Annotated in this window: 19 protein-coding genes; 14 read left to right on the top strand and 5 right to left on the bottom strand. The window is 46.2% G+C overall.

Features of this window, described 5'->3' with window-relative positions; all coding sequences use genetic code 11:
- Positions 1 to 44: 44 nt before the first annotated feature.
- Both ezrA and KNO66_RS06145 read left to right on the top strand, forming a co-directional pair.
- Entirely contained in the window at positions 45 to 1,775 is a 1,731-nt protein-coding gene (ezrA, locus tag KNO66_RS06150) for a septation ring formation regulator EzrA (protein ID WP_214741381.1), read from the top strand.
- A 74-nt stretch (positions 1,776 to 1,849) separates the two neighbouring features.
- Complete coding sequence (locus KNO66_RS06145; protein WP_214741379.1) at positions 1,850 to 3,421, top strand: amidohydrolase; 1,572 nt, start codon at positions 1,850 to 1,852, stop codon at positions 3,419 to 3,421.
- A 54-nt stretch (positions 3,422 to 3,475) separates the two neighbouring features.
- Here the strand turns inward: KNO66_RS06145 and KNO66_RS06140 are convergent, their stop codons facing one another.
- Entirely contained in the window at positions 3,476 to 4,294 is an 819-nt protein-coding gene (locus KNO66_RS06140; protein WP_214741377.1) for an NAD kinase, read from the bottom strand.
- A gap of 149 nt (positions 4,295 to 4,443) precedes the next feature.
- On the opposite strand from KNO66_RS06140, the gene tpx reads away from it, so the two are divergent.
- The 4 genes from tpx (at position 4,444) to KNO66_RS14935 (ending at position 8,264) form a co-directional block, all read left to right on the top strand.
- Positions 4,444 to 4,932, top strand: a complete 489-nt coding sequence (gene tpx / locus KNO66_RS06135; protein ID WP_214741374.1) for a thiol peroxidase — start codon at positions 4,444 to 4,446, stop codon at positions 4,930 to 4,932.
- Positions 4,933 to 5,027: 95 nt separating this feature from the next.
- Positions 5,028 to 5,921 carry a class I SAM-dependent methyltransferase gene (locus KNO66_RS06130; protein ID WP_214741372.1) on the top strand — a complete coding sequence of 298 codons (894 nt, stop codon included), beginning with the start codon at positions 5,028 to 5,030 and terminating at the stop codon, positions 5,919 to 5,921.
- 119 nt (positions 5,922 to 6,040) lie between these two features.
- Positions 6,041 to 7,252, top strand: coding sequence for an acetate kinase (locus tag KNO66_RS06125; RefSeq protein ID WP_012726734.1), 1,212 nt, complete (start codon positions 6,041 to 6,043; stop codon positions 7,250 to 7,252).
- Positions 7,253 to 7,661: 409 nt separating this feature from the next.
- Positions 7,662 to 8,264, top strand: coding sequence for a 3D domain-containing protein (locus tag KNO66_RS14935; protein ID WP_214741370.1), 603 nt, complete (start codon positions 7,662 to 7,664; stop codon positions 8,262 to 8,264).
- 52 nt (positions 8,265 to 8,316) lie between these two features.
- Here the strand turns inward: KNO66_RS14935 and KNO66_RS06115 are convergent, their stop codons facing one another.
- Positions 8,317 to 8,754 (bottom strand): universal stress protein, encoded by a 438-nt coding sequence (locus KNO66_RS06115; RefSeq protein WP_214741368.1) that lies wholly within the window; start codon positions 8,752 to 8,754, stop codon positions 8,317 to 8,319.
- A 183-nt stretch (positions 8,755 to 8,937) separates the two neighbouring features.
- Here KNO66_RS06115 and KNO66_RS06110 point away from each other — a divergent pair, with 183 nt between their 5' ends.
- Together KNO66_RS06110 and KNO66_RS06105 are read left to right on the top strand one after the other, a co-directional pair.
- Complete coding sequence (locus tag KNO66_RS06110; RefSeq protein WP_214741366.1) at positions 8,938 to 9,663, top strand: SDR family oxidoreductase; 726 nt, start codon at positions 8,938 to 8,940, stop codon at positions 9,661 to 9,663.
- 10 nt (positions 9,664 to 9,673) lie between these two features.
- Positions 9,674 to 10,396: a metallophosphoesterase family protein gene (locus tag KNO66_RS06105; protein ID WP_214741364.1), complete on the top strand. Its 723-nt coding sequence runs from the start codon at positions 9,674 to 9,676 to the stop codon at positions 10,394 to 10,396.
- Between the two features lie 42 nt (positions 10,397 to 10,438).
- Here KNO66_RS06105 and KNO66_RS06100 read toward each other — a convergent pair whose 3' ends face one another.
- Positions 10,439 to 11,536, bottom strand: coding sequence for a M24 family metallopeptidase (locus KNO66_RS06100; RefSeq protein ID WP_214741362.1), 1,098 nt, complete (start codon positions 11,534 to 11,536; stop codon positions 10,439 to 10,441).
- Between the two features lie 165 nt (positions 11,537 to 11,701).
- Between KNO66_RS06100 and KNO66_RS06095 the strand changes: the two genes are divergently transcribed.
- Positions 11,702 to 13,012, top strand: a complete 1,311-nt coding sequence (locus KNO66_RS06095; protein WP_214741360.1) for a DRTGG domain-containing protein — start codon at positions 11,702 to 11,704, stop codon at positions 13,010 to 13,012.
- A gap of 41 nt (positions 13,013 to 13,053) precedes the next feature.
- On the opposite strand, the gene KNO66_RS06090 is transcribed toward KNO66_RS06095, so the two are convergent.
- Positions 13,054 to 13,356, bottom strand: a complete 303-nt coding sequence (locus KNO66_RS06090; protein ID WP_214741353.1) for a YtpI family protein — start codon at positions 13,354 to 13,356, stop codon at positions 13,054 to 13,056.
- A gap of 87 nt (positions 13,357 to 13,443) precedes the next feature.
- On the opposite strand from KNO66_RS06090, the gene KNO66_RS06085 reads away from it, so the two are divergent.
- A complete protein-coding gene (locus KNO66_RS06085; protein WP_214741351.1) occupies positions 13,444 to 14,412 on the top strand; it encodes a DHH family phosphoesterase in 969 nt (322 codons plus the stop codon).
- A gap of 16 nt (positions 14,413 to 14,428) precedes the next feature.
- Here KNO66_RS06085 and KNO66_RS06080 read toward each other — a convergent pair whose 3' ends face one another.
- The gene (locus KNO66_RS06080; RefSeq protein WP_214741349.1) at positions 14,429 to 14,620 is read right to left on the bottom strand and encodes a YtzJ family protein; all 192 of its coding nucleotides are present in this window, start codon (positions 14,618 to 14,620) and stop codon (positions 14,429 to 14,431) included.
- Between the two features lie 102 nt (positions 14,621 to 14,722).
- Here KNO66_RS06080 and dnaE point away from each other — a divergent pair, with 102 nt between their 5' ends.
- From dnaE to KNO66_RS06060, 4 genes are all read left to right on the top strand, one after another.
- Positions 14,723 to 17,890: a DNA polymerase III subunit alpha gene (gene dnaE / locus KNO66_RS06075; protein WP_214741347.1), complete on the top strand. Its 3,168-nt coding sequence runs from the start codon at positions 14,723 to 14,725 to the stop codon at positions 17,888 to 17,890.
- 77 nt (positions 17,891 to 17,967) lie between these two features.
- Positions 17,968 to 18,522: a FadR/GntR family transcriptional regulator gene (locus KNO66_RS06070; RefSeq protein ID WP_214741345.1), complete on the top strand. Its 555-nt coding sequence runs from the start codon at positions 17,968 to 17,970 to the stop codon at positions 18,520 to 18,522.
- 14 nt (positions 18,523 to 18,536) lie between these two features.
- On the top strand, positions 18,537 to 19,391 hold the full coding sequence (accD, locus tag KNO66_RS06065; protein ID WP_214742395.1) for an acetyl-CoA carboxylase, carboxyltransferase subunit beta: 855 nt from the start codon (positions 18,537 to 18,539) through the stop codon (positions 19,389 to 19,391).
- Positions 19,384 to 20,319, top strand: coding sequence for an acetyl-CoA carboxylase carboxyl transferase subunit alpha (locus KNO66_RS06060; RefSeq protein ID WP_214741343.1), 936 nt, complete (start codon positions 19,384 to 19,386; stop codon positions 20,317 to 20,319). Before accD ends, KNO66_RS06060 begins: the two co-directional genes overlap by 8 nt.
- The last annotated feature ends 60 nt before the right edge of the window (positions 20,320 to 20,379 follow it).

Raw genomic sequence — 20,379 nt, 5'->3', positions numbered from 1 at the left:
AAGGTACATAAGTCCACGAAAGCGGCTTGGAGGTTGTGACAAAGATGGATTACGGAATTTATGGATTAATCATTGGAATCATCGTCGTCGTATTAGGCGGGATGTTGGGAAGTATGCTCATCCGAAGGAATTTTTACCAGAAAATAGACGACTTGGACATGAGGAAACAAAGTGTGCTTAGCGCAAGTATCCCCGTCGAGCTCCAGAAATTCAAACAGTGGCCGATGGAAGGGGAAACGAAAGAGAAGTTTGATCGATGGCATCAATCTTGGGATGAGTTGGTCAGCGTGCACGCGGGTCAAATTGATGAAGCGTTATACCGGGCTGAAGAAGACTTGGATAAATACCGTTTCATGAAAGTGAAAGCAGACCTGAATGCGACTGAGCAACTTATTGAAGAACTCGAGACGATGGTACACGCCATGCTCGATGAGATGGATGAGTTTACGACACATCACACGTCTCTCTTAGATATTGTGAAGCAAGATGAAAAAGAACTATATCAGTTCCGTAAAACGTTGAATTCACAAAATCATGCGTTCGGACCGACCTATGCACTAGTGGAACAAGAAATTGCTGCCGCCGAGGCGAAACGTAGCGAGATGATCAACTTAAAGCAAATCGGTCAAGTCTCCGAAGCATTTGAAACGGGGCAATCTCTATCGGCCCAAGTCGGTCATATCCGTGAACTGATTCGAATCATTCCGCAATTCGTACGTACCGTTCAAGTCGAGTTGAAACAACAACTTCAACAGTTACGGGCCGGACATAAAGAAATGCAAATGGACGGATATGCCCTTGAACCGCTTGGATTGATGGAAGAAATTGATCAAGCAGAAGACCGTCGCGAAGAATTGATGACTCGAATCGAACGATTGGAATTCGATCATTTTGAAGAGGATATGCAGCAATTGAGCTCCGACATCGATCAATTGTTCGAAGCGTTCCGTACTGAGGTCGATGCCCGCCAATACGTGAAAAAAGAATTTGCGACGATTCAAGAGCGTGAATTGCAGTCCACTGAAATCATGAACAACCTGCAAACCGAAATGTCCAAACTCGTCAGTAATTATGAAATTAATGCCCGTGTCGGTGAGGAGTTCGAACAATTAGAGCGTGAACGGACAACCCTTACGGCAAACGTTCTCGATATCGAACAGGCACTGGTTGCACAAATGTTACCGTACAGTATGATCAAATCCAAAGTGCAGGAAGCGAAGCGGTCGCTCGACCAATTCAATGCCATGCATGAACGATTCATTGAAGATACGAATTCGTTACGGAAAGAAGAACTTGAAGTTCGTCATAAATTAGAAACGTGGAAGAAAGAATTGTCCGCACATCGTCGCTTGTTAGCGAAGAGTGCGATGCCGATCATCCCAAATGATTTATCCAATGATTTGCGTCAGTTTCAAAAGGGTGTGCAATCCTTAGATGAACAGTTTGATAAGGCACCATTCAATATGACGTATATCGTCGGACTGAGCCATGACGTCGAAGAGATGATGGACAACTTCCGTGACCGTGTCCATGCACTGATCCGTCAAGTGACGTATGCGGAACAGTTATTGCAATACGCAAACCGCTTCCGTCGCCGCGATAATGAGATTCATATCGCCTTGACACTTGCGGAAAATAAGTTCCTGCACGGTGAATATGGTACTGCCGTCGAAATCGGAGAGCGTGTGCTCGGTCGTTTTGACGAAAATGGAGCACATGAGATTCGTCAACGGGTAGACAAAGGATTGGAGCAACAAGAGTTGCTAAAAAAATAAACAACGCATGAAGATTGACGGAAACGGGAAAAACGTAGACGTCAATCTTTTTTCAATCGAGGAGGAATCGTTAGATGGGTACATTATGGGTTAACGGGAATATCTATACATTGAATAAGCCGGGTGAAATGATGCGCTCTATGTTTGTAGAACACGGTCGTGTTTTGAAGATGGGAGAGGAGGGGCATCTTCGCCGTACATATGCCGGTCGTATCGAGAAGATTGTGAATTTAGAAGGAAAGAGTGTATATCCTGCTTTCACCGATTCACATATCCATCTCGTCGGTTACGGGGAGGCGCTCGACCGTGTCGATGCGAGTGAAGCGACAAACATTCGAGAGTTGCTTGAGACGATGAAACAACAGGGTTCGGACGACGATTGGATTGTGGCAGAAGGATTTGACGATCGTCTGCTCGGTGACATGCCGACACGAGAGATGATTGATGAAGTGATTAGCGACCGTCCCGTCGTGTTGAAACGTGTTTGTCGTCATGTGGCCGTCGTGAACTCGAAAGGACTCGAGCGACTCGGACTGATCCATCATACGGTAATCGAAGGTGGGAAACTTGGTCGAGATGAAGAGGGAAAATTGAACGGTGTTTTATATGATGCTGCGTTAGACCTCTTATATAAAGAATTGAGTGGGAACCGTAAGAAAAATGCCGCTTCCCTTCGTCGGGCAATCGATTCATTATTCGCAAATGGAATCGTTGGCGCCCATACGGAGGACTTGTTTTATCATGGAGATCCGCTCGAGACGATTCAAGCGTATGAAGATGTACTGAGCGAAATTCCATTCCAGGCACACCTACTTGTTCATGAACAAGTAGTGGATCGCGTCATCCAACAAGATGCGATGACAAAACGGAAACGTTTTGATTTTGGGGCGATGAAAGTGTTTGTCGATGGTTCATTTGGGGGGCGTACCGCACTCTTGTCATCGCCGTACGCAGATGATCGAGGACAACGGGGGATTGAAGTACATCGACCAGATCATCTTGAAGCCTTGGTGAAAAAGGCACGTACTTACGGGATGAATGTGGCTGCCCATGTGATCGGTGATGCCGCGGTCGAACAGTTTGTCAGTTTACTTGAGAAGTATCCTGCTAAGAAAGGGACGCGTGATCGAATCATTCACGCATCCTTGTTAAATGACTCACTCATCAAACGGATCAAATCGCTCCCCGTATTGATTGATGCGCAACCTGTATTTCTCTCAGACGATTTAGACATGTTGTTTGAGCGGTTAGGAAACGAACGGGTACAAGACGTATATCGTTTCAAGTCGCTCCTTAATACCGGGGCGCTCGTATTAGGGGGAAGTGATGCCCCGATTTCATCAGTCGACGTACGGAAAGGGCTATTTGGAGCGGTCACAAGACAGTCCTTCAACGGGTCGAGTACATTAAATCCGAGCGAACGCCTCTCGATGTATGAGGCGCTCCGAAGCTTCACGTATTCACCGCACGTGGCGACGGGGACACACGGAAGAAACGGACTATTGATTCAAAGTTACAACGCGAACTTTACAGTATGGGACCAAGATTTCTTTGACTTAAAAGGGGAAGACATTTTGCAAAATCGTCTCGTCATGACAGTCGTTGAAGGAACGCCTGTCTATGAGTCAGAAGCGGTCACATCATAAAATGAAAGAGAGGAGCCATTCATCCAATCGGGATGCGTGACTCCTCTTTCATATTTAGAAGAATGAACGTTGCACTTTATGCCAGAACGAGTTATTCCGAAGTTTGACAGTCTTAATGACTTTGTCCGAGAGTTCAATGTCGATCCGGTCCGTATATTTCAAGCTGAGGGCTTCATTGTCCATCCCGATAATCGGATAATCGTTTCCGTCCTCGACAATACGAAGTGATAACTTACGCGAATCATGTACGATGAATGATGAACCGAGTGTGCGGTAACGGTTGTTGTTGACCGAGGCGATTTCACTCACTTGCATACATGGGATGAGCGGATCGACGACCGCTCCGCTGAGCGATTTGTTGTAGGCGGTCGATCCAGTCGGTGTCGACACGACCATTCCGTCCCCACGGAATGTCTCGAAATGTAAATCGTCGATGTATACCTCAATTGCGAGTGATTTGATGATACTCGATTTAATTGAAGCTTCATTTAAACAAAGAAGTGGTGTCGATTCGTTAATCGATGCCGAGAGAAGTGGATACTTCCGAACTTCAAGACCTTCTTCGATTCGCATCGAGTTGTCTGAGAAGAGGCGATCAATTTCATCGAGTTTATGTATGTCGAAATCACAATAAAACTCGTTCAATCCACGACCAAATCCTACATAAATCGCATCCTGACGAAAACCTGTGTAGCGAACAGCCTGCAAGAAGGCCCCGTCTCCACCGACCGCAGCGATGATGTTCGCATCTTCCGGCTGATTGACGATGTTGAACCCGTGTTTTTCCCCGATTTCTTTTAATTTCTTCACTTCTTTAGTGAATTCGTTGACGTTACGATGGTACAAATAGACGTTATTTCTCATCTGAGTCATCCCCTTTGTCAATGGTGTCTTCTACATTATAACGTGTTTCCCCTGACCGATATAGGGAAAACTGAAACAGGGCCAAAAGCAGGAAGTTTGTCAAAGGCTCAATTTCATCGATATGATGAACAGGTAACTAATATAAAGGGGATGAGTTCATGCCAACATTTAAAGGGAACAACGTGACACTACAAGGGAATCCGGTGAAAGTGGGAGACCAAGCGCCTGACTTCCGCGTCTTGACGACGGCTCTAGAAGAAGTGACATTAGCGAGTTATCCGGGGAAAAAACTAATCAGTGTCATTCCTTCCATTGATACAGGCGTATGTGATACACAAACGCGTGAATTCAATGAGAAGGCTTCTTCACTTGGTGGAACAGTCTTGACCGTATCGAACGACCTCCCATTCGCACAACGTCGTTGGTGCTCAGCTTCGGGTCTAGACAACGTGGTCACACTCTCTGACCATCGTGATCTCTCATTTGCGAAAGCATACGGTGTATTAATTGAGGAAATGCGACTTCTCGCGCGCTCGGTGTTTGTCGTCGATTCAAATGGAGTCGTACAGTACGTAGAGTACATGGATGAAATGACAAATGAGGTCGATTTCGAAGCGGCGCTTCAAGCGTTCGAACAAGTGAATTGATTCGTTTGGCGAAATTGATTAAAATAGCTTACACTAGAACGTGAACCGACCGGTCCTCTTATGGGGGCCGGTTTTGTATGGAAAGGATGAACGAAATGGAACGTTTTGAACAACTGTATCGCGATTGGAAACAAGAAGCGAAGAAACTCGTCAAAGACTTAGATGTATTACCGATTGAAGCGCTCGTTCAAGTGTTTGATCATGTCGACATCGAAAACGAGAAAATGGATGATGTCCGAAAAGTGGTCAGTCTACTCGTACTTGAAGAAACGACACAACTGCCACCGAACAATCAACCGACGCCGGATGCGGTCAGTTTATTCATGGGATACTTGGCAACGAAACTGCTCAAAGATGGCGCGACAGTGCTTGACCTTGGAAGTGGGACGGGTACCTTGTCACACGCAATCCTCTCTCAGTTGAAAGAAGCGACAGCTCAGGCGGTCGAAGTGGATGAGTTATTACTTCGCCTATCTTATTCAATCAGTAACTTATTAAAAGAGCCGGTTTCTTATTTCCATCAAGACGCCCTAGCTCCTTTATTTGTCGAGCCGAGTGATTTATCCGTAGCTGATTTACCAGTCGGATACTATCCGAACGATGATGTCGCAGCCGAGTATGACATGAAGCGAGAGGAAGGCCATTCCTATTCACATTTCCTAATGATGGAACAGGCAATCCGACATACAAAACCGGGTGGGCACGGACTATTCGTCATTCCGAACAATTTGTTTGAACAGGATGATGAAGGGAAATTAAAACAATGGATGGACCGCGAGGCCGTCGTCAAAGGGGTCATTCAGCTTCCGACGACGATGTTCAAGGACGAACGTTATGCGAAAAGCTTATTGCTCCTCCAAAAAGTAGGCGAAGGCGTCACACGTCCGAAACAAGCTCTATTCGTGGAACTTCCGTCATTCACTGATGTCAGAGCAGTTGCCAATGTGGTGAAACAGATTGACGATTGGTTCAAAACAACTCAAAAATAATGGACAAAATACTTGAAAAAGGTATGCAAAATCAAGTATCTTCATTATGATACAGTTATCAGTTTTAAATTGAACAGATAAAGATATGCGTTTAAAACGAAAGGTAAGAGGTGTATGACATGACGAAAATTATGGCAGTCAATGCTGGTAGTTCATCGCTCAAGTTCCAGTTACTCGAGATGCCAACGGAAGAGTTGCTCGCAGTCGGACTTGTAGAGCGTGTAGGGAAAGAAGATGCGATTTTTACAATTAAGTACGGTGAAGGACAGAAGTTCAACGTGGTTACACCACTTCACACGCACAAAGAAGCGGTTGAATTGACGTTGGAGAAATTGATCGAATTGGATATCATCCAATCGTTCGATGAGATTTCTGGCGTAGGTCACCGTGTGTTACACGGGAAAGAGTTGTATGCGGATTCGGTCGTCATCGACGACGAAGTCATGAAGAACATCGAGTCGTTCACAGAGCTCGGACCCCTTCATATCCCACCAAACTTGACAGGTATTCGTGCATTCCAGGCCATTTTGCCGAATGTCCCACAAGTAGCGGTATTCGATACAGCGTTCCATCAATCAATGCCTGAAGAGAACTTCTTGTACAGTCTTCCTTATGAATACTATACGGAACATGGCGTACGTAAGTATGGTTTCCACGGAACGAGCCACAAGTATGTCACACAGCGTGCGGCAGAACTTCTTGGTCGTCCGCTTGAAGACTTACGTTTGATTTCTTGTCACCTCGGTAGCGGTGCGTCAATCGCGGCAGTTGCAGGTGGACGTTCAATCGATACAACGATGGGCTTCACACCTCTTGAAGGAATCACGATGGGAACACGTTCAGGTTCATTGGACCCGGCCCTCATTCCGTTCTTGATGCAAAAAACAGGAAAATCTGCTGAAGACGTATTGAACGTCATGAACAAAGAGTCTGGCGTATACGGTCTCTCTGGTATCTCAAGTGACTTGCGTGACATCGAGCAAGCGGCTGCAGAAGGTAACCACCGTGCAGAAGTCTCGTTGAAAATCTTCTCAAACCGTATTCACGGTTACATCGGTCAATATGCGGCTGAAATGAATGGTGTCGACGCCATCATCTTCACAGCAGGTGTCGGTGAGAACTCAGACGTCATCCGTGAACGTATCCTTCGTGGTCTCGAATTCATGGGCGTCTACTGGGATCCATCCCTTAACAACGGAGCTCGCGGCAAAGAGTTGTTCATCAACTACCCGCATTCACCGGTTAAGGTCATCATCATCCCAACAAACGAAGAATTGGTCATCGCTCGTGACACGGTTCGCATCGCAAACCTTGTCGAAGCACACGCATAAGTTGAAACAAACCCCACGTTACATTGTGTGACGTGGGGTTTTTCTGAGTCTTTTTACCTAATCCAGGATCATTCAAATAGGACAATGGTTTTCTCTGTTGTAATATTAGGCGCCTTATTTACATCGTTTTGTAATACTTGCGTCATGAATAAACCATTTATTGGATGTAAATTCATATAAATATCTCTACTTCGTTTCAAATCACTCTTATCGTGTGATAAACCGTCCGTTTTGACATCAATTTGTAATGTTTGTGTCACTCAAATGAACAGGAAGTGTAACGGCACTGACGGATATTTCAGCATATAGTTATCTGGACGAAATATTCATTGAAAAGCTATGAATCACCTGTTACATATGGGTCGATCTCAAAGGATAAACAAATTGACGAAGAGAGGACGAAAAACGTATGTTGAAAAAAATCATGACGCTCTTACTTCTCGCAATCGCCGTATTTGCATTTTCTTTACCATCTTCACAAGTAGAGGCAGCAACTAAGAAAGTATATGTTGCGACAAAGTCGGGTTCGAAGATGATTTATGCTGAAGGGAAATCAAATGCACGAGTGATTGGAAAGATGACAGCGAGTGATCGTCTTCAACGGACGGGTTCTCGAGGCGCTTGGATTCGTGTGAACTATAAAGGGAAAGCTGGATGGATTCCTACAAAGAACTTACGTTCAGTGAGTGCGCCTAAACCAATCAAACCAGCAAGCGTGAAAACATATACGATGAAAGCATCTGCTTATACACCGTATTGCAAAGGTTGTTCTGGAAAAACGGCACTCGGATGGAACGTTCGTACTCAAAAACGCAACGTCATCGCGGTTGACCCACGCGTCATCCCGCTCGGAACAAAAGTTCAAGTTTACGTGGGGAGTAAGTTACTCGGCACGTATACAGCGGCCGATACGGGTGGGGCGATTAAAGGAAACAAAATCGATATCTTAATGTATTCACATAGTGCGGCGATTCAATTCGGTCGCAAAACGGTCACGGTCAAAGTGTTGTGATCAATAGTAAAAGGGTCTTGCATCGGCAAGACCCTTTTTTGTGCATGAATGATTATTGGCGGACAATGAGAACGTCGCATTTTGCATATCGGACGATACTTTCAGATACACTTCCGATAAAGAAACGTTCGACGGCGTTAAGACCAGTCGCGCCACAAATAATAAGATCAATATCATGGTTAGGCGCAATCTTTTTCGCGATTGTCACTTTAGGAGAACCGTATTCAATTACGGTCTCAACTTCTTTTACGCCACGCTCTTTCGCGCGCTTCACATAGTCTTCAAGTAATTCTTTCGCATATGTCTCAGCGCGTTCGGTGATTGTTCGGTCATAAGCTTCAACAGTCGCAAACGTACGCGTATCAATCACATGACCAACGTACAATTTTCCTTCGTTACGAATCGCGACATCGATCGCTGTTTCAAATGCACGTTCTGCCTCTTTCGATCCATCAACGGCAGATAAAATGTGTTTGTATACAATTGCCATGTAAATCCCAACCTTTCGCTCGAAATATACGTTCGGCTTACATATATAGTATACCACTTCTTTCAGTTTTCACGCTGTTTCGCCATGAAAAGGAGTGAATTTTTTCATGACTTTGTTCACGACATGTCCAAGTTTGGAATTCATGTGAAAGAACAGGTAAAATAAAGCGAAGGAGGTAGGGCGATGAAACATGTGATGATTACATCTGGGGCAAAAGGGATCGGTCGTGTCGTGACAGAACGGCTTTTGCACGAGGGTTGGCACGTCAGCATCCTGCAGCGTAACCCCATTGATTGGGAACATGAACGAATACATATGATTGAGGCGGGGTTGACCGACCGTAATCAACTGCTCTTGGCTTATGAAGAGGCAGTCGAGCGATTTGGTGAACCGAGTGCCTTGATTTTAAACGCGGGACCATACATTTTCGAAAGAAAACCGCTCGTCGAATTGTCGGATGAAGAATGGGACGAAGTATTGATCGGCAATCTATCCGCCTCGTTTTGGCTGATGCGTCGTGTGATTCCTTCGATGCGATCGAATCGCTTCGGACGCATCATCTCATACGGTTTTCCGGAAAGTGGGACGGCACCTGGCTGGATTCATCGTTCTGCATTTGCCGCTGCAAAGACAGGACTCGTCAGTTTGACGAAATCGGTCGCATTAGAAGAGGCACCGTTCGGAATTACGGTGAACATGGTCAACCCGGGAAATATCGTCGGATCTCAAAAAGAGATGCGAATTAAAGAAGCAGAAGTGGATGAAGGGACTCCGGTTGGTCGACACGGTACCGGAGAAGATATTGCGCGTTTAATTTCTTTCTTATTACAAGAAGATTCGGATATGATCACGGGAGCCGTCATTGATGTGACGGGTGGGGTCAACGTCGTCCATCAGTATCGGAAGTGAGGGGGAAGCGATGAAGATTGGAGTAATCACAGACGTTCACGGGAATCTCGAAGCGTTACAAGCCGTTCTTCAAGTTATGGATAGGGAACGGGTCGACGTCATCTTGTCACTCGGTGACATGATTGCGATGGGACCGGACTCGAATGCGGTCATGGAGCGGTTACTCGATCGAGGAGCGTACATGATTTCTGGAAATCATGATGAAGCGGTCCTCTCGCTATTGGCTGGGCAGGGGCATCCGGAAAGTTATGCCCATACACGTCTTCACCATGAGTGGGTCGCACGACATTTGGAAACTAAATATGCGGATGTCCTTGACTCTCTTCCTCGAACGATGTCTTACGGGATGGCTGGCGAAACGGTGTTCGGCATTCATTATCACATCCCAAAAGAAAAGCGGGAAGCGACAATTATCGAAGAACCGTTTCATGAAATCCTTGAACCGACACTGGAAAATATGCAACGTCTGTACGGTGAAAACGCAGGAGATATCGTCTTATTTGGACATCACCATCCTGTTCATTTGTTTGAAGATGACAGCAAACGTTACGTCAATCCGGGTGCACTCGGGGTGGCGAAAGATGATCTTGCTCGCTTTGCCATATTGTCAGAGGGAGAAACGGGACTTGATCTTGAACTTCAGGCGGTACCGTACGACAAGCGTGCCTTTTTGGAGAAGATGGAACGCTGTGAGGTACCTCAACGAGAAGTCATGATGCGATTATTCTATTAAGTTATGTAAAAAGTGCGATCCTTGAACGGATCGCACTTTTTGTCATTCAATCTCTTGAAGCGTTTTTGGATAACTCGTCAACGTGATAGGACCACTTTCTGTCATGACGAGATCGTCTTCAATCCGAACACCACCGACACCTGGTAAATAGATACCCGGTTCGACTGTGAACGTCATACCGACTTGAGCAGTCATGTCGTTGTTTGCTGCCATCGATGGATGTTCGTGTACTTCGATGCCAATTCCATGACCGATTCGGTGAGTGAAGTATTCACCGTATCCGGCAGAGGTGATAACTTGGCGTGCCGCGATGTCGATGGCACCGAGTGTTGTTCCGACGTTTGCCATCTCGATTGCTGCTTCTTCAGCTTGTAGAACCGTTTCATAAAGTTCGCGTTGTTTCTTACTTGCTTCACCAAAGACGACTGTACGTGTGATATCTGAACAATATCCTTGCCAGACGACACCGAGGTCGAATAAGGCGAAGTCACCTTTTTTCAAGCGATTGTTACCTGGTACACCGTGAGGGTCGGCGCTATTTTCACCGAACAAGACGAGTGTATCAAATGACATCTCACGTACGCCTTGTTGCTTCATAGCGTATTCGATATCGGCGATGACCTCAAGCTCGGTCACACCTTCGCGGAGTGAACGGATTCCGGCTTCAATTGCCATATCAGCCAGTTCAGCGGCACGTTTCATCACACGGACTTCATCCGGTGACTTGATCATGCGTAACGTTTGGAGTTCGTCGGTCAAGTCGATAATCGAAAGACCTGCAAAACCGGCGCGAAGTTGCTCAACACGATTAAAGGTTAAATGCTCACCTTCGATTCCGATTCGTTCAGGAACGATTTGGTTATCGAGGAACAGTTTGACGATTCTGTCCCATGGGTTTTCATGGTCCATGTACGTCACGATCTCACCTGACCATTCACTAGCTTCGACAATCCCTTTTTCGAGAGCCGGACAAATGATGGCGGTTGTACCGTTTTTGAGGACCAAGATGGCAATGAGACGCTCGTGAGCTTCCGCATAGACTCCCGAAAAGTAAAACACGGATGCCTTCGATGTGATGAACGCCGCATCTAATCCTTTTGTCGCTAAAGATTGTGCAATTTGATTGGTACGTTGATTCAAAATGAATCCCTTCCCTTCTACCTCTTACGTTGACTACGTGTCTATTATAGCGGTTTCGAAAACAGAAAGGAAATGTTGCAATTTGATTGGTACAGTTTGAACAACTTTGACTGATACAGTATACTGGAATGAGTAGAAAATGTATTGAGAGAAGGGACTCCGAGTATGACCACAAAACATGAACAGATCATAGCACATATCGAGTCACTCGATGTTGGGTCAAAAATTTCGGTCCGTCAAATCGCTAAAGAGTTAGCGGTTTCAGAAGGTACGGCCTACCGAGCCATCAAGGAAGCTGAGAACCTCGGCTTCGTGTCCACCATTGAACGAGTGGGGACGATCCGGATTAAACGAAAACATAAAGAAAATATTGAAAAACTCACATTCGCTGAAGTCGTCAATATCGTCGATGGACAAGTATTGGGCGGTCGGAACGGCTTACACAAGACGTTATCAAAATTTGTAATCGGTGCCATGAAGCTTGAAGCGATGATGCGGTATATCGATGTCGACTCGCTCGTCATTATCGGGAACCGTGAAAAAGCGCATGAACTTGTCCTGCAATCAGGTGGGGCCGTCTTGATCACAGGGGGATTTGATACGACGGATGAAGTGAAACGAATGGCGGACAAATATGATATGCCAGTCATCTCCACATCTTATGACAGTTTTACCGTTGCGACAATGATTAACCGCGCAATTTATGACCGATTGATCAAAAAAGAAATTTTACTCGTCTCAGATATCGTCATTCCGCTTCACGACACATTCTACCTGAAGTCCGATGACACGGTGAAACGTTGGCACGAATTGAACGAGCGAACGAAACATAACCGTTATCCCGTCATCGATGAACAGATGAAGGTGGTCGGTGTGATTACAGCGAAGGACGTCATCGACAAACCTCATGACCATGATATCGAAAAGGTCATGACGAAAAGTCCGATTACAGTAGGCGTCCAAACGAGCGTAACCAATGCGGCCCATCAGATGGTATGGGAAGGGATTGAAATGCTTCCTGTCGTCGACAACTATGGACGATTGCTCGGAATCATTAGCCGTCAAGACGTGCTGAAGGCACTTCAACTTGCAAATCGTCAACCGCAAGTCGGTGAAACGTTTGATAATATGATCACGAACCAATTGAAAGAAGATCCTACATCGAACGGGACGGCCTTCACGGTCGAAGTCGCACCTCAGATGACGAGTCATATGGGGACTGCCTCATCTGGCGTGCTGACGACCTTATTGGTTGAAGGGGCGACGCGTAGTCTGCGCCACATGAAAAAAGGGGATTTGGTGGTTGAGAACATCACGGTCTATTTCATGAAACCAATTCAAATTGAAAGTCAGATCCGGGTGTCGGCCAACGTCTTCGATCTCGGACGGAAGTTCGGGAAAGTGGATGTGGAAATGACGCAAGGGACTCAACTTGTTGCCAAAGCGCTCGTCACGGCACAACTTATCGATCGGTAAAGAAAAGAGCACCTGCTACATCGAGTAGCAGGTGCTCTTGTTCATGATGGCGTATTCGTCGGTTCTTCTGCGGCGAGTGGATAGATCTTCCGATAACGGATGAATCCGACAATCGCGTTACCAAGACCGACAATGAGCATGACGATACTGACAATCCAACCGACAGTCGAATTGAGTCCGAAGCCACCGACCATTTGGTTTGCGGCGAACAGTGCGAGGAATAAACTTAACCAAATCAAGGCCTGAGTATTGAACAAGGCTTTTCGGTTCGGTGTCTTTGTCAAAAAGGCACGGCGCTTGAAGACTAAGTAAGCTCCGAGCGCGAACAAAATGAGTCCAATCATGACAAGTTGCAAGTGAAGGAACCCCTTTCTATCTCGTAATCTGTTATCATCATACCATAAGAGTGTGGAGGAAAGTGAGGAATCATCATGACGCAATGGCAGGAAGCAGAAACAATCAAATCGGAAATCGAAGCGGCAAGCACCATTTTCATTCATCGCCACGTCCGACCAGACCCTGATGCACTAGGGAGTCAATTAGGGTTACAACATATTTTGAAATCGGTCCATCCAGATAAACAAATTTATGTGGTCGGTGGCATGGTACCCGACCTCGAGTTTTTGGGCAAGATGGAACACGTTGAGGAAGAGATGTACCGGGATGCTCTCGTGTTGATTCTCGACACAGCCAATCATGAACGAATCGATGGACCATTCGCGTTGAAAGGAAAGACAATCATCAAAATCGATCATCACCCTGATGAAGACCCGTATGCGATGACCCAGATTGTAGACACGACGGTCAGCTCGACGTCTGAGATGATTGCGGAACTCGCGGACCGTTGGGGATATCCAATCGACCAAGAAGCGGCATTCTTGCTCTATGCAGGCATCGTAGGCGATACAGGGCGATTCCAATTCCGAAACGCCACGGCACGGACGTTTGAAATCGCCTCAACTTTAATTGCGAAAGACATCGATACGAATAAACTCTATCGACATATGTATAAAACGAATTTGGCGACCCTGCAACTTCAAGGATACGTGCTTCAACATGTCAACGTGACGGATGAAGGGGTCGGATATGTGAAGATTGACAAAGATGTACTTCGTACGTTCCATGCCTCTCCGGAAGCGGCGTCCCAACTCGTCAATAGTTTTTCCGGTTTAGAAGGCTTGAAATGTTGGGTCATGTTCGTGGAAAACAAAGAGGAGATTCGTGTCCGGATTCGGTCGAAAGGTCCGGTCATCAATGAAGTTGCCAAACGATATCGTGGGGGCGGTCATCCGATGGCGGCGGGTGCCACGATCGACACTTGGGATGAGATGGATGACGTCATTTCGGCATTGAATGAAGTGGCGAAGGGATTCACGTTTGAAGAAAATAAAGAGAGCTGACCGAGGTCAGCTCTCTTTATTTGTCTCCATCTTCTTGTGGGATGAACCAAGTGCCACGCTCCGTCACATCCTCGACGACATCGAGTTGATACTCGGTGATGTATTTTCGAAGCCGCTCAATGATTTCTGGACTGTCCGCAAATACGGTCTGACCGTTCTGTAATTTTTCTAACTTATCACGTGCGATTTGTCCCCGATTGATAATCATACGCTTTTACCCCCTTTTATCATGAATATTGTCTATAATTATTGTATCAGAGAAGGGATGAATTGAGTTTGACAATTCGTTTAAATAGAGAGGAGGACATCGATGATTCATCTAAATGTTAGAACTGCTTATAGCTTACTACAAAGTACGCTTCGATTAGAACAATATGTCATGCAGATGACTGAACGGGGAAGTCGCGCCGTCGCAATCGCAGATGATGCCTTTTATGGTGTCCCGACATTTCTATCTTTATGCAAGCGATATGAGGTGAAACCACTCATCGGATTGAGGACGGTCCTTCGCTTAGATGGATTAGACATATCGGTTCTTGTCTACGCTTCGAATAAAGCCGAGATTCAGGAACAATATCGATTCATCCAAGCGGGAGGGATTGATGGTCGAACATCGATGCCGCTTATTGTTCTGCCTGAAAATTGGAAAGCGAGCGACCCGGTTCACCGACGTCGCCTTTATCATCAACTCTTGTCGTTCGTGGATGAAGAGAAGCTGTGGCTTGGACTCCCTGCACCTCAAACGACAGAACAAGTGCAAGTATTGAAACAACTTCGCCTCATGCGTGAAGAGTTAGCGGTTCAGTTGATTCCGGCCCCTGAAACGAGATATATGAAACCGGAAGACGTGGAAGGTTTCCGGGCGATCTCTGCCATCCGTGAGGGAGAAGTGTTGTCGAATGAAGATGTGAGACAAAAAGGACTACACGTTCGATTGCCAAGTGAGATGAATGACTGGTTCACGATGGAAGAGTTAGCACAATTGGATCGATTCGAGAAAAGCATTCAGCTCGAACAGCTTCCAACCGCGGAAGTAGCCATCCCGGAGATACCGGATGCAGATCAAACGTTAAAACGTCTTGTCGCTGAACGATTAAAGGCGTTGGAGCTTTTAAAGGAACCTTATATTGAACGAGCGAAGTTCGAACTAGAAGTGATTGCAAAGACCGGATTTTCTTCTTACTTCTTGATTGTTGAGGACATCATCCGATTTGCCCGAGAGTCAGGGATTGAAGTCGGTCCAGGTCGGGGGTCTGCTGCCGGTTCTCTCGTCAGTTTTGCCCTTCACATTACAGAAATCGACCCGGTTCGATATGGTTTACTCTTTGAACGATTTTTAAATCCGGAACGGGTGTCGATGCCGGACATCGACCTCGACTTTGAGGACGAGCGTCGAGAAGAAGTGGTCTCTTATGTACTGTCGAAATATGGTCAAGATCATGCGGCTCAAATCGGAACGCTTGCCACATTTGGGGCGAAGGCGGCAATTCGTGACGTTGCGAGAGCGCTCGGCATGACGCTCGAGGAAGGTCAGGCGGCGAGTAAACAAGTGAAGACGGGTGGACTAGACGAGTTGATGTCGAACTCGAAACAGATGAAATGGTTCGCAGGTAGCCAAAAGCGTCAACAACTGTTGCGGATTGCGAAACAGTTAGAAGGATTACCACGTCAATCTTCCGTTCACGCAGCCGGAATCGTCCTCAGTCGTCAACCGATTGAAGAAGTGACCCCGCTCCAGCCTGAACTAGATGAACGTGTGACCCAATATAATATGAAGGATTTGGAAAAAATCGGGCTCTTGAAAATTGATTTGCTCGGATTACGTAATTTGACGCGTTTACGACAAATGGAAGAGTTGATTCGTGAGAATGATGCCTTATTCTCCTTAAAAACAATCCCATTGAACGATGCAAAAACATATCGCCTGCTTGCTAGAGGGGAAACGGATGGCATCTTCCAATTTGAATCGACAGGGATGAAGCAAGCACTTCGGCAAGTGAAGCCAACTGAATTTGAGGATATCGTTGTCACAATGTCCCTCTATCGGCCGGGGCCGATGCAGTTCATCGAAACGTATGCGAAACGAAAACATGGGATGCCTTATCAACCTGTCCATCCAGACGTAGAGGAGATTATGAAACCGACATACGGAGTACTCGTCTATCAGGAGCAAGTGATGAAACTGCTTCGTAAATTAGGGGGGTACTCCTACGCGGAAGCGGATTTAGTCAGACGTGCCATCGCTAAAAAAGAGGTCGGTATGATTGAGCGGGAGCGGGAACGATTTTTAAATCAGGCAAAAGCAGGAGACAAAGATGTTCTGACGCAAATCTTTTCGTGGATTGAAAAGTTCGCAGGATACGGATTTAACCGTTCTCATGCGGTCGCCTACAGTATGATCAGCTATCGATTGGCTTATGTAAAGGCTCATTATCCTCGTGTCTTCCATGTCGTGACATCGGAAAAAACGAGTGAACTTGTCAAATTGCTTAGAAAAGAACAGATCCCAGTGTATCCACCAGACGTCTTACATGGTCATGCTGACGCGACGCTTGAAGGGCCAGGTGTCCGTCTTGGATTAAAAGCGATTCAAGGTCTGACCAAACGTGAGGTCGAGCGACTGATTGAGTTGAACGGACAAGTGAAAGATGTCAGAGCGCTTCAAGAAATGATGGATTGGAGACAGAAAGACCAGCTCAAATTGCGTCGTTTGCTCGGGGCAGGTGCCCTTGACAGAATGTACCATGGAAATCGAACGAGTGCCTTTGAAGCAGTGGAGCGTTTGCGAGAAGAAGCAGGTACACACTTTTTGCCGGATGAATTATCTTCACTCGGACTCAAACAAAAGAAAGTGAACGAACCGAATTGGTCTGAAGAAGAAAGGGAGGCGCTCGGGACGTGGGTCGTGCATTCTCCACTAACCTCGATTCCAAACGTCGGCGTTAAACTCTCGACGATTGAAGAGATCATGAACGCATCGAATGGTTATTTAGTCGTATATGTAGATGACGTACGTACATTTATGACGAAAAAACAAGAACGGATGGGTGTCATGATGGTGGACGATGGGATGTCTCAGGAAGAAGTTGTCGTTTTCCCACGAACGTTCGCTCAGTTTGGTCGATCGCTCTACATCGGAAATATATTACTACTTGAAGTGCACACGAACGAACGTGATGGACGTAAACAATTGATTGTCGAGCGAGTTCGCCCATTACATGGACATGCGTTATTCGTTCGGCTCACCGTTGACCGATTCTCAGAACTAGAAGACTGGATTCAGCGTTCACTAGGCGATGTTCCGGTCATCTGCCAATTTACGGATACGCGAGAAGTAAAGCAACTGGCTTCGGCTTTTTCCATCAATTCTAACGAGGAATATATAGCAGAGGCAAAGAGGCGGTTCGGGGAAGAAAATGTTGTCTTGAAGCGTATCGATACAAAAATGGTTGGTCCAGAAACTAGTACCAAGTCCTAAAAAGTGATATAATCGCACTAATTGGTCTGACCACTTATATATGTTACGTGATTCAAAAAAGGGAGTTGAACGGTCAGATGCATGAAAAACACGCATCCACATTTCACGAGAATATTTCTAAAATACGAAAATTAATCGTCCAATCGTCATTAGTTCCAGGAGATCGGCTACCGTCCGAACGAGAACTTGCCGAGACACTGTCGATCAGCCGTGCCTCAGTTCGCGAAGCGTTACGAGCACTCAGCTTTTTAGGCATTGTGGAGACAAGGCGTGGAGGTGGGACGTTCTTATGTGAACAAGACAGACACAAGTATATTGAAATCTTATCGGAATTCATCGTGACCAAACAGACGAAAGCGACCGATATCGTTGAGATGCTCCGACTATTGGAGCGCATGGCGTTCACAGAAGTGAAACCGACGAGTGAACGACTTACTGATTTAGAGAGAGTGATTGCTGACGATCGCCTGTTTCGTCAGCAACTCATCTTTCAGTTGGAGAATGAGTTGTTCATTCGAATTTGGAACGAAGTCAATCGATTTTTTGACGGATTAGACGTTGGGGATTTATACACGCTCGAGGAACGAAAGTTGTTAATCGAGACGTGGCGTGGAATGGGGATGCCGGAATGAACGAGGGGGAAGCGATGACTGCTTTTTTCAAGAAACCGAAACGATATATGCCATTGCGTCAACGAGGACCAAAAATTGACGCACCACAGGGTTTGATGACGAAATGCCCATCTTGTAAATATATGCATTATACAAAACAGCTTAACGAAAATCATAAAGTGTGTGATTGCGGCTACCATTTCCCGCTCCAGGCACAGGAACGGATTGATATGCTAGTCGATGAGGGATCGTTTGAACGCTTTGAAGGACCATCTGTCAAATCGAACCCACTCAACTTCCCTGACTATGAGGAGAAGCTGACAAAAGATCGAGAACGCACAGGGATTGAAGAAGCCGTCGTTTGCGGAAAAGCGACGATCGATGGACTCCCACTCGTCGTGTGTGTGATGGACTCGAGATTCCGTATGGGATCGATGGGTGCATACGTTGGAGAAGCGATTGCGTCAGCCGTTCGTACCGCCACATCGCTCGAACTTCCAGTCGTGTTATTCACTGCTTCAGGCGGAGCGCGAATGCAAGAAGGAATGGTCAGCTTGATGCAAATGGCGAATACGTCAATCGCATTGAAAGAGCATGACGAGGCAGGACTTTTGTATATTGCATATCTGACACACCCGACGACAGGTGGGGTGTCAGCGAGCTTTGCGATGTTAGGTGACTTAAATGTTGCGGAACCTGGAGCACTGATTGGTTTTGCCGGACGCCGGATCATCGAACAGACGATTCGTGAAAAACTGCCGGAGAACTTTCAGACGGCCGAGTTTTTACTCGAGTCTGGACAACTAGACGCTGTCATTCATCGAGAGCAGATGCGTTCGTTTTTGAAGAAGATGATTGGATTACACGATGGGGGTGTTCGTCATGTTTGACCCAATCAAAGAAGTGACCGAGCAGTTGAATAAATTGCGGGAGACAGCTGAAACCAAAGGCATCGATTTATCACGTGAAATCCGTCATCTCGAGTTAAAGCTCGACCGATTAGAAAAAGATATTTATGGGAATATGAAACCGTGGGACCGCGTGCAATTAGCGCGAAACCCAAAACGTCCGACAACACTCGATTACATCCATCATTTATTCCCGGACTTTATGGAACTCCATGGAGACCGACATGGATATGATGATGCGGCAATCGTCTCTGGACTTGCGACGTTTGAAGGTGTTCCGGTAACGATCATTGGTCATCAACGCGGTCGGAACACGAAAGAAAATATGAAACGAAACTTTGGGATGCCCCATCCAGAGGGTTACCGAAAAGCGCTGCGTTTCATGAAACAAGCCGAAAAATTCAACCGTCCTATTTTGACGTTCATTGACACGAAAGGAGCTTATCCTGGGAAAGCTGCTGAAGAACGAGGGCAAAGTGAAGCGATCGCTCGCAACTTATTTGAGATGGCGACGTTGAAAGTACCAATCGTCTCCGTTGTCATTGGGGAAGGTGGTTCAGGCGGTGCGCTTGGAATTGGTGTGTGTGACCGTCTATTGATGCTTGAGAACAGTACGTATTCGGTGATCTCGCCAGAAGGTGCAGCGGCACTGTTGTGGAAAGACGCGAAACAAGCGGAACGTGCGGCAGAAACGATGAAGATTACAGCACAAGATTTATACAATCTAGGGATTGTAGATGAAGTGGTCGGAGAAGTGTATGGGGGGGCACACGTTGATGTGTCACTACAGTCGTCACTCTTGAAACCTGTCTTATTACAGCACATGAATGAGTTGCTCGCGAAAGCAACTCCCGAGCTGATTCAAGGACGTGCGAACAAATATCATCAAATTGGCACAATTAATGAGTGAAAACGGTAACAATGGCTTTGAATAAAGCTTCATTCATTCATCAAGTGACTGCTTTGTGAG

This window comes from Exiguobacterium sp. s48, assembly GCF_018617395.1.
Taxonomy (GTDB): Bacteria; Bacillota; Bacilli; order Exiguobacteriales; family Exiguobacteriaceae; genus Exiguobacterium.
The sequence above is the reverse complement of the archived record's forward strand: the minus strand, read 5'-3'. Positions and strand labels throughout refer to the sequence as shown.